Source organism: Dyadobacter sp. HNCC25DJ185, assembly GCF_056895195.1.
In genome coordinates this window covers 102,356-118,080 of the sequence record NZ_JBXHAR010000001.1, presented here as the reverse complement: position 1 = coordinate 118,080, position 15,725 = coordinate 102,356, and the positions used below count along the sequence as shown (strand labels likewise).

The window sequence follows — 15,725 nt, the reverse complement described above, 5'->3', positions numbered from 1 at the left end:
CAATTTTATTCTATAACTGTATTTTTGATATGATATCGTATTATATTTGAAGGGTGATCGTAGGTAAATGAAAGAAACCACTCCGGTCTACATCAAGCAATGCAACCTAAATTCATGTCAAAAAACGATATTGAAAGTCAACAACAAGAGGAACAAGTCAGAGCAGGCCACACGGAGTACCAGCAAAAGTCATTAAGCAGTACGCCGGTTGTCGCACTTGAACCCGAGCCGGACGAGGACGAAAAAATGGATTTGATTGCAGGACATTTTGCCAGTATCATGCAGGTACTGGGGATGGACCTGCAAGACGACAGCCTGAGGGATACGCCCAGGCGCGTGGCTAAAATGTATGTGAAAGAAATTTTTAGCGGGCTGAATCCTGCCAACAAGCCAGAGCCAACCCTTTTTAACAACACATTCAGCTACAATCAAATGCTTGTCGAGCGGAATATCGCGGTATTCAGCAACTGCGAACATCATTTTGTACCCATTGTCGGTAAAGCGCACGTAGCCTATATCAGCAACGGGCAGGTGATCGGCCTGTCAAAACTCAACCGGATCGTAAAATACTGCTCTCAAAGGCCTCAGGTACAGGAACGGCTGACCGTACAAATAGCAGATTTGATGAAAGAGGCGCTCGGGACCGAAGACGTGGCGGTGATTGTCGACGCACATCACCTCTGTGTCTCCAGCCGTGGGGTCAGGGATATCGGCAGTACTACGCTCACAGCCCAGTACTCCGGAAGATTTTTGAATGCCGAAACTAAAAATGAATTTCTAAAATACCTCCAATGATGAATTTCAGTGGGAAGAACATCCTGGTAGTGGGCGGAAGTACCGGTATCGGTTTATCGCTGGTTAAACAATTGCGGCAGGCGGGCGCGACGGTTTACGTGATTTCCCGTACCAAACCGATTGATTTTCCCGGGGACGTCAACCACCTGCAGGCCGATGTGACGGGCAGCCTGGATTGGGTCCCCGCATTTTTGCCCGACAAGCTGCACGGCCTGGTTTACGCAGTGGGCAGCATCAATCTAAAACCGTTCACCCGGCTTTCTGCGGATGACTTCTTAACCGATTACCATCTCAATGTGCTGGGGGCCGCCAAAGTTATTCAGCAGTCGCACAAGCAATTGAAGAATGCGGAAGGTGCTTCCGTGGTTTTGATCAGTTCTGTTGCCGCTAATACCGGCCTGCCCTATCATGCAAGTGTGTCGGCGGCGAAAGGCGCCGTGCAGGGTTTGGCTATATCGCTGGCAGCAGAGCTGGCCGGGCAGCAGATCAGGGTCAACGTCGTTGCGCCCTCACTAACCGATACGCCGATGGCAAAGAATCTGCTTAGCTCGCCGGAAAAACGGGAAGCCTCGACCAAAAGGCACCCTCTCGCAAAATATGGACAACCAGAAGATATCAGCAGCGCGATTGCATTTCTGCTCTCGGACGGCAGCAGCTGGATCACCGGGCAGGTACTGGGAATAGATGGTGGTCTGGGCAAGTTGAAAACAGCTTAATATGACAACAAATATCAAAAGCGGGCACATTGCCGCACTGGAGAAGCAATACCGTATATGTTTCATCAACAGCCTGGTTGGCTACAAATCCCTTAACCTGTTAGGCACAGTCAGTGAAGCCGGAACGACCAATCTTTGTGTAATCAGTTCAGCTTTTCACCTGGGGGCCAATCCCCCGCTGGTAGGACTGGTCATGCGCCCCGGGCGCGAGCATAACGACACGCTCCGGAACATACGGGCAACCGGGCAATTCACCCTGAACAACGTATTGCCCGATTGGTATAAACAGGCACACCAAACCAGCGCCAGCTATCCTTCGGGCGTTTCAGAATTTGAGACCTGTGGGTTTGATGAACACTATGTCGCTGGATTCGATGCCCCTTTCGTTGAACAGTCAACCGTCCGGATCGGCTTAAGGCTTCGAGAGATTATTCCTATGGAAATCAATCATACCAGCATCGTCATCGGGGAAATTGTTGAAGTGATCGTGAATGATTTGCTTGTTGGCAAAGACGGTACCATAGACCATGTCGCAGCCAAAACAATGACCGTAGCAGGTCTGGACGCCTATTTTCTTCCGCAAGCTATCGCTCGGCTGGCCTACGCCAAACCAGGGATTGAGCCACACGAACTAAACCAGACCAGCTAAAAAACGCGATGGAAGATCACTCGGACGTCATCATTATCGGTGCAGGACTAGCAGGTTTAACGGCTGCAAAAGTCTTAAAAGCAGCTGGAAAATCAGTAAAGGTACTGGAAGCTTCTGACCAGCCAGGGGGCAGGGTGAGAACGGAGGAAGTAGACGGCTTCCTGCTGGACAGAGGATTCCAGGTTTTATTGACGGCCTATCCAGAAACACAACGGTTTTTAGATTATCATGCGCTGGACCTGCACAGATTCGATCCCGGCGCGTTGATCCTAAATCGGGAGGGCATCACAAAAATCGGCGACCCGCTCAGGCAGCCCGGTGCCTTAATGAGCACTTTAACCTCCCCCGCCGGCACATTCGCCGATAAAATCCGGATGCTTGGATTAAAGTTAAAGTTGACTGCTAAAAGCATTGACGAGATTTTTGCCAGCAATGAATCGACCACGATAGCCTATCTGGAAGATGCCGGATTTAGCCAGCGGATCATCAGCCAGTTTTTCAAACCTTTCATGACCGGGATTTTTCTGGAAGATCAACTGAGCACGTCCAGCCGGATGTTTGAGTTTGTTTTCAAAATGTTCGGCCAGGGCGATGCGGCTGTTCCCGCCAACGGGATGAGGATGATCCCTTTGCAGCTGGCCAGTGGACTTACAACGGATGAGCTTCTTTTAGATCAGAAAGTGGCTGTCATTGATGGAAACAGTGTACAAACATTTTCGGGATCCATCTATCAGGCAACAAGCATCCTCATCGCCACTGACCAGCTTGAAATGCCCGATCCATTTCGCAAGGCGCCTTCCTCCTATCATTCGGTTACCAATATGTATTTTACTGCGGCCGCCAAACCCTTCACCCAACCGCTGATTGCATTAAATGCAATGCCCGAAAAGCTGGTCAACAACATGGCGGTAATGAACCAGATTGCGCCGGGCTATTCCAAAAATGGGGATGCCTTGATTTCGCTTTCGCTGATCGGAGACCATTCAAAAGCGGACAGCACGCAGCTTCAAGCGCAGGTTTTACAAGAAATGCAGGCCTGGTTTCCGCAGGCCACGCAATGGAAACATCTGAAAACCTATCATATTGGCTACGCATTGCCTGATGACGACCAGGTGACCAACGATCTTGGCCACGAAGCGAACCGGCTAACCGAAGAATGCTTTATTTGCGGTGACCATTTGATGAACGGATCGATCCATGCTGCCATGAAAAGTGGGAGATTGGCTGCAGAGGCGATCTTAACCCGGCAGAAATAAATAACCAACATGAAGTCATACCAGCTTATTCATGAACTGATCACGCTTGTCGAGCAACTTGAACAGGAAAATCCGGGAAGGGAAGTTACCATACAGGACTTTACCGGGTTTCTGGTTAACACAGTTGGCAGTTCGGCCCATCACGTCAGCCCGACCATCCCTATTGGCCACGACGTACGATTTGGTCAAAATGAAATGACTGCCCAGGAACTTGCATTCCAGCTTGACAATAACATCGGCCAGCTATTTGTATATATGAGCCGTTATGCAAAGTCCTACATTAAAAAAGCATTGGAAGGTACGCCATTAATTACTGCCGAGGATTTTACAGCATTGGCAATTCTGCTCACCCACGACCATTTGTCCAAAAGCGAGCTGATCCATTATAATTTGCAGGAAAAAACCTCCGGTACCGAAGTGATCAGAAGGCTTCTGGCAGCCGGGTTGATCAGGCAATGGGACGACGAAAGGGACAAAAGAAGCAGGCAAATTGCGATTACCGATCAGGGGAAACAATTGCTTTACACCGTATTTGAAGATATGAACCACGTCGGTAAAATAATCTCCGGCAAACTGACGGTTTCGGAAAAGCTGACGCTTCGGTATTTACTGCAAAAATTAGAAGATTTTCATCAGCAGCATCATCAACAAAAAACCATTGCCAGTAAGGCGGACCTGAAACGGGTGACTGACGAGCTTATTGACACCCGAGACTAAGAATCGTTCTGTCCATTTGTTCTGTCCATCCGTACCGACGGGCTGCTCACTCCATTGCGAAGGCGATTGACACCAAATGCAGAACGGATCCAGCGGATCCGTGGGTTGTTGAATTGATTGTAAGTTAAACTTTAAAACACCTTACCAATTCAAATCATGAAAAAGTTCACAACAACGACAAATCTAAAAACATGCCTGTTTGCGGCTATGTTGGCTTTTACGCTCTCTTCGTGCAACGATGATGACGACGACCAAACCGTAGATCCGGGAGTGGGAAACATCCCGGCCGTCGCCTCCGCAGATCCCCAGTTCTCGACGCTCGTTGCCGCACTCACCAAAGCTGAGCTCGTTACAACCCTGCAAGGCACCGGTCCTTTCACCGTTTTTGCACCCAATAATGTGGCTTTCACAACCGCCGGCATTACCAGCCTGGACGGGCTGACGAAGGATGCATTAACCCCAATCCTGACTTCACATGTGGTGAGCGGATCAGTAAAAGCGGCAGACGTGCAAAGTGGGACCGTGAAGACTGTGAATGCAAACAATGATATCTACCTATCCAAAAACGCCGATGGGGTGTTCATCAACGGTAAAATTAAAGTGATTGCCACGGACGTTGCGGCTTCAAACGGCGTGATTCACGTCATTAACAACGTCATAGTCCCTCCTACCCAATCGCTGGTGGAGATTGCCCAGGCAGACACCAGTTTTACCGAGCTCGTGTCACTTGTGCTGGCGGCTGACCCGGCAGTTGCCACAGCGCTTACCTCCGCTGGAAATGGCCTGACAGTCTTTGCTCCAACGAATGCAGCATTCCGAGAGCTGTATAAAACGACGCCGAAAGCCACGCTTCTCGCGGCCGCCAACCGTGCGCTGCTCACCAGTGTTTTACTCTATCACGTAGTTCCAGGCCGTGTTTTCTCAACCGATCTGCCCAATGTTTCAGGGCCGGTTGCCACGGCCAATACCGGTGCTTCTATCACTTTTAACCTGGTAGGCGGGGCGAAAGTGGTAGGTACAACCAGCGGCGCGTCCAACATTACAGCAGCTAACATTTTGGCAACCAATGGCGTTGTCCACGTGATTGACAAAGTTTTAATGCCCTAAACTAAAAAGAACGACAGATTGGCAAACGGTTGCCGTGCAATCAGTTTGCCAATCTTTTCCATCTGCTTAACTCGCCGCAGTCATGTTCAACATCAGGTATCGGTTCGGGTTTATATTTTTGCTGGGAGCCTACTCGTTCCTGAACACATTGCTGCTCGAGTCCTTCGACTATTACCACCTTGGGGCGAACCAATCGGTGATTTTTTTACTTTTTCTGGCAGTCACTGCAGGTATCTGGGAAGGGAACAGGCTGTGGGACAGGTGGCTTTCCCGGCGGGATATCGAGCCATTTTGGAAACGGATCGGCTATAATCTTGCAGGAAGCGTCATCATTACAGCACTGGTAACCCTCCTGCTCGGCATTCCGACGGCCTATTACAGCTTGTCGCCCGATCGGCGCGAATGGATGCTTCCCTTGAAATTGCTGCTGATGTTCTCTTTCAGGGTGAATTTGTTCCTGAATACCATCCATGTCATATTTCTTTACATGAAGAAGCTTGAAGAAAGCCACCAGCAACTGGAAACCTATAAACGAACGACCAGCCAGGCCCAGCTTCAATCGCTCAGAAACCAGGTTAACCCGCATTTTCTGTTCAACAACCTGAGCGTACTGACCGCGCTTATTGCACAGGACACAGCCGCTTCTGTGGAATTTGTCAAACAATTCTCGAACGTTTACCGCTACATTCTCAAAAGCGATGAAAAGGAATTGATCGAGCTACGGGACGAACTCACATTTATCCATTCCTACTTATATCTGCTCAAGACACGATTCGAGTCCGGGCTCAGCATTCAGGTCGATATTTCAGAAGGCTGCTTGTCGGCCTATATCCTGCCGGTATCCCTTCAGATGCTCGTTGAAAATGCGGTAAAGCACAATATTATTTCCAAAGGCAAACCCCTGCACATTGAAATATTTTGCCTTGACAATGAGTCTATTACCGTTAAAAATAATCTACAAAGAAAGATCATAGAAGATGACCAATCGACCCGGCTAGGCTTAACGAATATTGCCAGAAGGTACGATTTCCTGGGACACAGTGGCGTGGCTGTAGAGCAAACAGACCAGTCATTCAGTGTGACAATCCCGCTGATCCGCCTTAATGCAGAACAAACGATGCAAAACGATATGGCTTCTTACGATTGAAACTGTTCAAAACCCAGATTTACCTTCCATGAAAGTAATCATTCTAGAAGACGAAGCACTTTCGGCCAGAAGAGCTTCCCAATTACTAACCGAATGTGACCCCAACATTGAAGTTGAGCAGGTTCTGGATTCAATAGAAGATGCGGCGATTTGGCTGAATCAAAACCCTGAACCTGACTTGATGCTGCTGGATATCCATTTATCCGACGGACTGTGTTTCGGCCTGTTTGAAAAGGTAACCGTAAAAAGTCCGGTCATCTTCACTACGGCATACGATCAGTATGCATTACAGGCTTTCAAAATCAATAGCATCGATTATTTGCTTAAACCGCTGGACAAGGCCGAGCTCGCGCAGGCATTGGATAAATACCATCACTTAAAACAAGAGCGAAAAAGCATTTCTCACCTGGACATAGAAAACCTCAGGCAGACGATCCAGTCCCTGACTAAGAAGTACAAAACCAGGTTTCTGGTCAGGTTTGGGGACACCATACATTTCAAGAATATTGAAGAAGTGGCCTACTTCTATGCCGATGACAAGGTGGTGTTTATGGTAACCAATGAAGGAAAAAAATACCTGATGGAAAACAACCTGGAAAGCCTGGAAGAGATGCTTGACCCCGGGTTATTTTTCAGGATCAACCGCAAGGTCATTGCCCGCATTGAGGCCATACAGAAAGTTAAAACTTTGCTCAGCAGCCGGTTACAAGTATTTTTAAAGCCGCTTTTCAATCAGGACGTGTTTGTGAGCAAGTACAAAAGCCATGAATTCAAAAACTGGCTCGACAACTAATAGATTAAAATTTTACTTACCAGACCTTCACTTTATGAAATTGTTATTTACCATATTGATTTTTCTTATAGCGGGTTGGACGTCCTTGACACTTGGTCAGCAAGCCCATGAAGTCAGGCTGCACCTGAAGAATGGTTCGGTGATCCGGGGCAGACTGCTTGAAACCGACCGCAGCTATCGATTGGAAACTTACGACAAAAGCATCTGGGTGTTTCAAAAAGAAGAAGTGGATACGCTGATATCTGAAAAGCTGATCAATCCCAACATCCGCTACAAACACAAGGGATTCGTGCACTACACCGAGCTTGGACCGCTGGCGATGAGTAACCGGGCTTCCAATGGCGTTACTACCTCCGCATTTTCCTTTCAGACAACAAATGGCTACAAATTCAACCAATGGCTTTATACCGGTTTGGGCATCGGCGCGGACTTGTATGCCGTGCAGACTTTTGTGCCTGTTGTTCTGAGTCTGAGGGGGGATTTTACCGACAAAGGCTCCAAGATTCCATTCTACTTTCTGGAGGGAGGTTATGGATTTAATGCTACCTCCAACGATGTCGATAGCGTGCGTTTTGGTGGAGGGGGCACCTTCTCGGCGGGTCTGGGAATGAAAATCCTTTTTAGCGGAAATACCGGTTTTACAATTGCCGCAGGCTACCGTTTTCAAAGATCTTCGGTGCAGCAGGCGGGCCTGGAAAACCTGGAAGACTTCCACAGACTTACGCTGAGGGCAGGGTTTTCATTTTAGCAGACGAAACACAAAGTGTGGTCAGAGCTTGATTTCGTAAAGCTTTCGGAGAAAAGGGCTTAGATCGCCTATTAACACCTGAAATCGAACATGTTCCTATAAAAATTGTCCGAAATCGTACAGCAATCGGAGATTGCCCATCGGTTTGCTGGCCCAAAGGCTACTTTGCTAAGATGGTATAATAGTTGCCATCATCATCTGCAACAAATCCTAACGAATCATGAAAACTTATACCTTTCTTTTGGCACTGATGTTTTGCGTGGCCACAAATTAATCCTCTCCGACAAATAAAACCATCCCGACCATGCTACGATCCAACCTGAAAATTGCTTTACGCAGTCTGCGTAAAAACCGTTTGTTTTCCGTCATCAATGTGGCCGGCCTGGGTCTGGGCATCGCCGCATTCATCCTCATTTTCGAATATGTGGCTTTTGAAAGAGGTGTCAACATGTTCCACAAAAACCTGCCCACCTTGTACCGGATGCTGGAAAGCAGGCCGACAGGCGATGTGTATGCTCAGATGGCCCCCGCCATTGCACCATTGATAAAAAAGGAATTTAATGAGGTCAAAGCCTTTTGCCGCGTCGCGGAAGGTGCTGCTAAAGGGATTATCACCATTGAAAACCCGGGCGCAAAAGGCGCTGTCCAGACATTTCGGGAAGATGGCCTGGCTTATGCCGATGCCAGTTTCTTTACACTTTTCACTTTTCCCTTGATTGCAGGTAACCCGCAAACGGCCCTTTCCGAAACAAATACCATTGCGTTGTCGGCTTCGCGGGCGAAGAAGTATTTTGGCAGCGAAAAGGCGCTCGGAAAAACGTTGGTGGTCAATAATCAGTTTGGAAGAACCCTATACACGGTTTCTGCTGTGTACCAGGATATGCCGGAAAATTCCGACCTCGAATTCGATGCAATCCTCTCGCTTCAGACGCTGGCCAGTCCTGCCAACCTCAATGGGAATGACTGGGCCCGTCTGGACGGCTTCGACGGTTCTTATGTCACTACCTTTTTTCAGCTGACTGATCATAGCAGTTACAGTGCACTGGAGAAGAAAATCAACACGCTGAAACAAAAGCTGGATTCACAGGATAAGAGCAAATTTGTACTGCAGTCCATGGCCAATATCCATCTGGGCTCTTCCATGGACGACACTTACCAGACCAGCGGGAGTCTGTCGTTCGTGTACCTGCTCAGCGGCATCGCCATTCTGATCCTGGTGATCGCCTGGTTCAACTACATCAACCTTTCGACGGCGGCGTCACTGAAAAGGGCTAAAGAGGTAGGTGTCCGTAAAGTGGTGGGCGCAGGCAGGTTCCAGCTGATCAATCAGTTTTTGGGAGAATCATTTCTATTGAATATCATCGGGTTTGCCGTGGCTTTGCTGCTGGTTGTCGCGGTGCAAAAGATCTTCAACGATTTTACGCAAAAGAACTTTTCGCTGGAAGGCTTGCTGACCGGACCTTCCTGGATCGCCGCAGCAGTACTGTTGGTAGCAGGGGCATTTCTCTCGGGAGGTTATGTGGCATTTTCAGTTACTTCATTGCAGCCTGTCCAAATATTGAAGGGAGCCTCAGGGTTGAAGCTAAATGCAGGCAAAGACAACTGGCTACGCAAGATCCTGGTAGTGCTGCAATTCAGTGTTTCCGTTATTCTGATCGTTTCGACGCTGGTATTGTACCGGCAGCTTCAATTCATGCAGCACAAAGACCTTGGTTTTAAAGCGGATCAACGCCTGGTGATCAACGGCCCCCAATTGGGTGATGGAAAAGCGCTGGCAACTAGCTCCGCCCTGCTCGACAATCAGGTAAGTGCCCTGCCCTATGTCAGGAATCTTAGTCACACGGGCATTGTGCCGGGAAGTTATTACTCGTTCAATGCGGCTGGGATTGTCAGACAAGGGGAAAAACAGGATGATGCAAAAAAAGGGTATGCGATGGGTATCATCGACGACCGGTATTTGTCGGTATTTCAGATCGGGTTGGTAGCTGGCCGGAATTTTACCGTGCGTGAAGCTGAGCTGGCGTGGGAAAAAAGCGGAAAACTAATGATCAATGAGGCGGCTGCGCGTCAGCTCGGATTTGAATCGCCACAAAAAGCAGCGGGCGCTATCATCAATTGGGGACAACCATTTGAAATTGTCGGAGTAGTAAAAGATTACAACCACCAGGGACTGCAAAATGCCATCGATCCGATTATTTTCATGCCCCGCAGATCAGGCGGAAGGCTCGTTTTGCAATTATCGACCGCCAACATGCAGAAGCAGCTCAAAGAACTCGAAAGCCTTTATAAAGCAGCTTATCCCGGTAACCCTTTCGAATATTATTTCGTCGATCAGAAATACAACGAACAGTACAAAACAGAAATGCAATACAGCCAGGTATTTGCCTTCGCTTCTATGCTTGCCATTTTCATTGCTTGTCTGGGTTTGTTCGGGCTGGCCAGCTACATGACCGAGCAGCGTACCAAAGAAATCGGGGTACGCAAAGTTCTGGGGGCCAGCGTTGCCAGCATTCTGGCATTGGTTTCAAAGGATTTTTTGCGGCTGGTTGTTATCTCGATTGTCATTGCATGTCCTATCGCCGGTTATCTCATGCAAAAATGGTTGCAGGATTTTGCCTATCAGACGGACATCACCTGGTGGATGTTTGCAGGCGCGGGCGGTCTGGTTGTTGTTATCGCGGTGCTCACAGTGGGTTTTCAAAGTTTGAAAGCAGCATGGATGAACCCGGTGGAGTCACTTCGGAATGAATAGTCATAACCATATAACCTTAAAAGGACATGCTTGGCAATTACTTCAAAATCGCATTCCGGGGCATTGTAAATAACAAGGTCTACTCGGCTATCAACATTACTGGATTATCCATCGGGCTGGCCTGCTGCCTGGCGATCGGGCTGTACATTGCCGATGAACTTTCGTACGATCGTTTCAATACACATTTCAATTCCATCTATCGGCTCACCGAAAAGCAGAAGCAGGCAGACGGCGACTATTTGGTGGCCGTGACGCCAGGCCCGCTGGCGCCGATGCTCAAAAAGGACTTTCCGGAAATCGTGGAAACTGTACGTGTAGGCCGCTGGGGAGGCTCATTTTCGGTTGGAAAGCAGATCTCAGAAGCTCAGAACCTGCTGATCGTAGACCCGTCTTTTTTCAGCATTTTCGACTTTCCGCTTCTGGAAGGCCATGCTGTCAAAGCTTTTCAGGGCGTCCATGAGGTGATCATCAGCGAATCCATGGCGCAAAAATTGTTCGGGGCTGACTGGCCAAAGAAATCCGTAATCGGGAAAACAATTTCATTTAACAAGGAACAGCCGCTGACACTGGTGGGTGTAGCCAAAAATCCTCCGGTACGCTCGCATTTACAGTTCGACGCGTTGCTCCCGTTTAATTATCTGGTGAGTATTGACGAGTGGAGCAACAAGTGGAACAGCAACAATTTTCACACCTACCTGCGTGTGCGCCCGGGAACGGACATGGACGCTTTCAGCTCAAAAATTGAACCCCATTTGGGCCGCTATTCGGACGACAAATCGACAAAACTTGCATTACAGCCGTTATCCGACATTTACCTGAAATCAAAATTCGATTTCAAAACCGATTGGGGCAAGCGAAGTGAGATCCTGTATGTGCGGGTTTTCATGGCGGTTGCATTCATCATCCTGCTGATCGCAATCGTGAATTTTGTTAACCTGGCTACCGCAAGGGCTTCCAGGCGGGCAAGGGAAGTTGGGGTACGTAAAACAGTCGGTGCCCAAAAGTCCAGCCTGGTGATCCAGTTTTTGAGTGAATCGCTGCTGATGACGGCCACAGCTGTCGCAGCCGCATTCATCCTGACACAGCTGTTTTTGCCCTTTTTCAACACCTTGTCGGGCAAAGAATTGGCACTACCCTATGAATCCATCCGGTTTTGGCTGGTGGTTGTATCCATCACCGTGATCGTCAGTCTTCTGACCGGTCTGTACCCTGCGTTTTTCCTTTCCGCATTCCGCCCCGCGCGCGTGTTGAAAGGTGTTTTTGACATGAAGTCAGGCAAAACATTCCGCCAATCCCTGGTAGTAGCTCAATTCGCCATTTCAGTCACCTTGGGCATTGGTACGCTGGTTATCTATCAGCAACTGAACTTTATACAAAACCGCAAACTCGGCTTTGATCAGTCTCAGCTTATGTTTGTCCAGTTGAAGGGCGATTTGAGAGGCAAAGCATTCGCTTTCAAGGAAGACATCATGCATCTGGCAGGCGTGGAGCGTGCTTCTGCCACAACAGGTAACCTGGTGGATGTATCCAATTCGAGCCCGATAGAATGGGAAGGACAAACGCCGAAAGACGAATTCCTGATCACGCAGATGAATGTCGATCCGGACTTCTTGAAAACAACCGGCGTTTCGCTGGCTTCGGGAAGGAATTTTTCCATGAAGATCGCTTCGGACACGTCCGGCAGCAACGGAAATTACATGATCAACGAAACGGCGGCCAAACGAATGGGGTGGACGCCTGAAACCGCCCTGGGCAAGTCCGTCAAATTCTGGGGAACGGAAGGAAAGATCGTCGGCGTTTTAAAAGACTTTCATTTCAGGCCACTGCAGGTTTCCATCGAGCCGTTTATTTTCCGGTTCCGGCCCAGGGAATTTTATTTTAGTGTTTTGATCAAAACAAACCCACGGGTATTAAAAAATACGATCAGCGGCATTGATAAAATCTGCAAAAAATACGCTCCCGCGAGCCCCCTGCATTATGGATTTGTCGACCAGGAGCTGAGCATGCTTTACAAAACAGAACAACGCACGGGCGAAATTGTGCTCAACTTTTCGGTGCTGGCCATCTTCGTTTCCTGCCTGGGCCTGTTTGGCCTTGCGACGTTTACGGCTGAGCAACGAAACAAGGAAATCGGCGTTCGGAAGGTTCTGGGCGCTTCCGTTGCAGGCATTGTCAACTTATTATCCAGGGATTTCCTGAAACTGATCCTGATTGCCATACTGATTGCTTCTCCAGTGGCTTGGTGGCTGATGACGCGCTGGCTTCAAAGCTTCGCCTATAAAATTGAGCTACAATGGTGGATGTTCGCTACCGCCGGGGTGCTTTCTGTTCTGGTCGGCATGGCTACCGTTAGTTTTCAGAGTGTAAAAGCGGCATTGTCAAATCCTGTGACATCATTGAAAAATGAGTGATGCAAAACGGATCCTGTAACGACCAGAAAAGTCGGGGTAAGAAAACAACAACTGTCTGAAAAAAATAAAGGCCATTTGAAACCCAGACAATAACCCATTAGTGGTTAAGGTTTTTTGCATGATTCAAAGCACAAACCTGGCAATCTTCCTCGCCCGATAGGCTCAGGCAGTAAATTGAATACAATTTTAAGGAATGGCAGCATTCCGGACTGAGAGCTATCAAGCCGATCGCAGCATTCCTTACCAGGCATTTGTCTGGGATCCAAATAATACCGGCCCGGCACCCTGCAACTGAAACGTGCTTGTTTCCTGGAATCGGCGGGCGTCGGGCCGGTGTTGTTTTGAAGACATTGCGAAAGCTGGTCTTCGCAACCCACTTAACAGCAAATCTCCGTGACCGACATATTTTCGTTTCAGGTAACTAGGTCAGCCTATCTGCCCGGTATTGCTGGATAGCACAAATTTGAATATCGCGCCTTCTCCATATTCGCTAAACACTTCAATGGAAGATTGGTGCAATTCCAGGATCTTACGAACAATCGCCAGACCCAAACCAGCCCCTTTCGGCGACAGCGCTTGCAGGTTGGCCTGTTTGTAGCGCTCAAAGATTTGCTCCTGAAATTCCCTGGCGATTCCTACGCCGCTGTCGGCAACACTTACACTTACCCCCTCACCCGTTTCCAACAATCGTACGGAGATTTGCCCGCCGTCCGGGGTGAATTTAAACGCATTGTCAAGCAGGTTCTGAAATATGCGTTCGGTAAGGGCAATATCCGCAAAAACAGCAGGCAAAGCCGCCGGTGCATGGAGTGTGAGGCTAATCTTTCGCTCTTCTGCCTTCAACTGATAAGAGCTGATAATATCGGATACCAGCTCGCCAATGGGGAAGAACTCTTTCTCCGGAACAATTACATTGGCTTCCAGTTTGGAATACTGAAACAGCTGGTCCACGAGCCCGGAAAGCCGTCTGGTACCTTCATGGACCGTGGAAAGATACCGGTTTGATTCCTCCCGGGACAACGAATCCTGCTTGATCATCAGCGTTTCCACATATCCCTGCATAATAGAAAGCGGGGTTCTCAGGTCGTGCGAAACATTTGCGATCAGCTCCTGACGAAAGCGGTCCGTCGCAGTTATTTTGTCAAAATTGGCGACGATCACATCTGCCATTTCATTGAAAGTCGAGGTAAGCATACCCAGGTTGCCTTTCGCGTAACCCTGTATCCTGGCGGAGTAATCGCCCTCCTTGAAGTTCTTCACTACACCGGCAATACTGCAAATGCTATCGGTGATCAGAAAAAAAGTAACGATCCCGACCACAAACGCACCCAGGAGCGCAGCGAAAAATATGTAGGCAGCCAATCTGAAATACAGGTCGTCATTGAGCATTCCGAGGATCTCTTTCTGCTTCTCGCTTGCGAGCACCGCGTATACGTAACCCGCGACCTTCCCATTTTCCAGAACAGGGGCAACGGAGAAAATGCTGTTTTCACCGGGGTGTTTAGGGTTGTCCCCAAGCGGCCGGTTGCTTGCACCGGCTTTCAGCCACTCCTTCACTTTGCCCATGTCCACCTGTTTCATCTGTACGGTAGCTTCCGGCACCACGTAGTCCGTAATGCGGCCAAGGGTATCGAGCAGGTATACTTCCACGCTGGGGTTGGCCACCATGGTCGAGTGGATGATGTCGTGCGTGACGGTGGTATCCGGCTTGCCGTTTTTGATAGGCTGGGTAAAAGTGGCAAGATGCCCCGCAATGTCGCCATAGAGCTGCTGGTGGGCTGCCATATAATAGGTTTTGGAAAACTGGGACCCGATCAGCAGGAAAACGAGGGCCAGTACCAGCAGCAGGCTGGCAAAGACGCCGCTGATTTTCCAGAATAAGAGGTTTCCACGAATGGTTTTTACGGACATATCAGAGTTCTTCGTTAAACCGGTAGCCAATGCCCCAGGTGGTGAGTACAAAAGAAGGGTTTGAAATATTGGCTTCGATCTTTCCCCTCAGCCGGTTGATATGCGTATTGACAGTATGTTCGTACCCTTCAAAATCGTAGCCCCATACCAGACTCAGCAATTGTTTACGGCTATAACTGCGGCCCGGATTGGAAGCCAGCAGCACGATCAGGTCAAACTCCCTGGGAGAAAGTTCAATGCGCTCTCCCCTCAGCATCACCTTGCGTTTTTCGATATCGATTTCAAGACCGGCAACAGCGATCAGCGGCTTTTGCGGCAGGATGTTTCTGCTTTTTTCCTCATTGCGGCGAAATATGACGCGAACCCTGGCAATAAATTCCCTTACACTGAATGGTTTGGTCAGATAATCGTCGGCCCCGGTTTCCAGCCCCATGACTTTGTCGATCTCCTCGGAGCGTGCCGTCAGCATCAGGATTGGGGTTTGCCGGTCGCTTTGCCTGATTTTGCGGCATACTTCCATGCCGTTCAGTCCCGGCAGCATGACGTCCAGTATGATTAATTCAAATGCCGAATCCAGCGCCCTCGCCAGACCATTCTGGCCATTTTTCTCTGAAAAAACCTTGCACCCCAGATCGGACAGGTGGATCGTCAGCAACTCGGTGATCGTGCTGTCGTCCTCAATGATCAGAACATTCTTTGTATCCATTACAGGCTGATTTTCTG

13 protein-coding genes are annotated in these 15,725 nt (G+C 48.9%); 11 read left to right on the top strand and 2 right to left on the bottom strand.

Features of this window, described 5'->3' with window-relative positions:
• Positions 1–114 precede the first annotated feature (114 nt).
• The 11 genes from folE to AC1XUF_RS00515 all read left to right on the top strand — a co-directional run bounded on the left by folE (position 115) and on the right by AC1XUF_RS00515 (position 13,091).
• Positions 115–795 (top strand): GTP cyclohydrolase I FolE, encoded by a 681-nt coding sequence (gene folE, locus AC1XUF_RS00565; RefSeq protein WP_483339605.1) that lies wholly within the window; start codon positions 115–117, stop codon positions 793–795.
• Positions 792–1,511, top strand: coding sequence for an SDR family NAD(P)-dependent oxidoreductase (locus AC1XUF_RS00560; RefSeq protein WP_483339604.1), 720 nt, complete (start codon positions 792–794; stop codon positions 1,509–1,511). Before folE ends, AC1XUF_RS00560 begins: the two co-directional genes overlap by 4 nt.
• A gap of 1 nt (position 1,512) precedes the next feature.
• Complete coding sequence (locus AC1XUF_RS00555) at positions 1,513–2,160, top strand: flavin reductase family protein (RefSeq protein WP_483339603.1); 648 nt, start codon at positions 1,513–1,515, stop codon at positions 2,158–2,160.
• Positions 2,161–2,168: 8 nt separating this feature from the next.
• Entirely contained in the window at positions 2,169–3,416 is a 1,248-nt protein-coding gene (locus AC1XUF_RS00550; protein ID WP_483339602.1) for an NAD(P)/FAD-dependent oxidoreductase, read from the top strand.
• A gap of 9 nt (positions 3,417–3,425) precedes the next feature.
• Positions 3,426–4,133, top strand: a complete 708-nt coding sequence (locus AC1XUF_RS00545; protein WP_483339601.1) for a MarR family winged helix-turn-helix transcriptional regulator — start codon at positions 3,426–3,428, stop codon at positions 4,131–4,133.
• Positions 4,134–4,289: 156 nt separating this feature from the next.
• Positions 4,290–5,240 (top strand): fasciclin domain-containing protein, encoded by a 951-nt coding sequence (locus AC1XUF_RS00540; RefSeq protein ID WP_483339600.1) that lies wholly within the window; start codon positions 4,290–4,292, stop codon positions 5,238–5,240.
• Between the two features lie 82 nt (positions 5,241–5,322).
• On the top strand, positions 5,323–6,387 hold the full coding sequence (locus AC1XUF_RS00535) for a sensor histidine kinase (RefSeq protein ID WP_483339599.1): 1,065 nt from the start codon (positions 5,323–5,325) through the stop codon (positions 6,385–6,387).
• A 28-nt stretch (positions 6,388–6,415) separates the two neighbouring features.
• Positions 6,416–7,180, top strand: coding sequence for a LytR/AlgR family response regulator transcription factor (locus tag AC1XUF_RS00530; RefSeq protein ID WP_483339598.1), 765 nt, complete (start codon positions 6,416–6,418; stop codon positions 7,178–7,180).
• 34 nt (positions 7,181–7,214) lie between these two features.
• Positions 7,215–7,928, top strand: a complete 714-nt coding sequence (locus AC1XUF_RS00525) for a hypothetical protein (protein ID WP_483339597.1) — start codon at positions 7,215–7,217, stop codon at positions 7,926–7,928.
• 304 nt (positions 7,929–8,232) lie between these two features.
• Entirely contained in the window at positions 8,233–10,680 is a 2,448-nt protein-coding gene (locus AC1XUF_RS00520; protein ID WP_483339596.1) for an ABC transporter permease, read from the top strand.
• A gap of 26 nt (positions 10,681–10,706) precedes the next feature.
• Positions 10,707–13,091, top strand: a complete 2,385-nt coding sequence (locus tag AC1XUF_RS00515) for an ABC transporter permease (protein ID WP_483339595.1) — start codon at positions 10,707–10,709, stop codon at positions 13,089–13,091.
• Positions 13,092–13,517: 426 nt separating this feature from the next.
• Here the strand turns inward: AC1XUF_RS00515 and AC1XUF_RS00510 are convergent, their stop codons facing one another.
• Together AC1XUF_RS00510 and AC1XUF_RS00505 are read right to left on the bottom strand one after the other, a co-directional pair.
• Positions 13,518–15,002 (bottom strand): HAMP domain-containing sensor histidine kinase, encoded by a 1,485-nt coding sequence (locus AC1XUF_RS00510; protein ID WP_483339594.1) that lies wholly within the window; start codon positions 15,000–15,002, stop codon positions 13,518–13,520.
• A 1-nt stretch (position 15,003) separates the two neighbouring features.
• Positions 15,004–15,708, bottom strand: coding sequence for a response regulator transcription factor (locus AC1XUF_RS00505; protein WP_483339593.1), 705 nt, complete (start codon positions 15,706–15,708; stop codon positions 15,004–15,006).
• Positions 15,709–15,725: the final 17 nt, after the last annotated feature.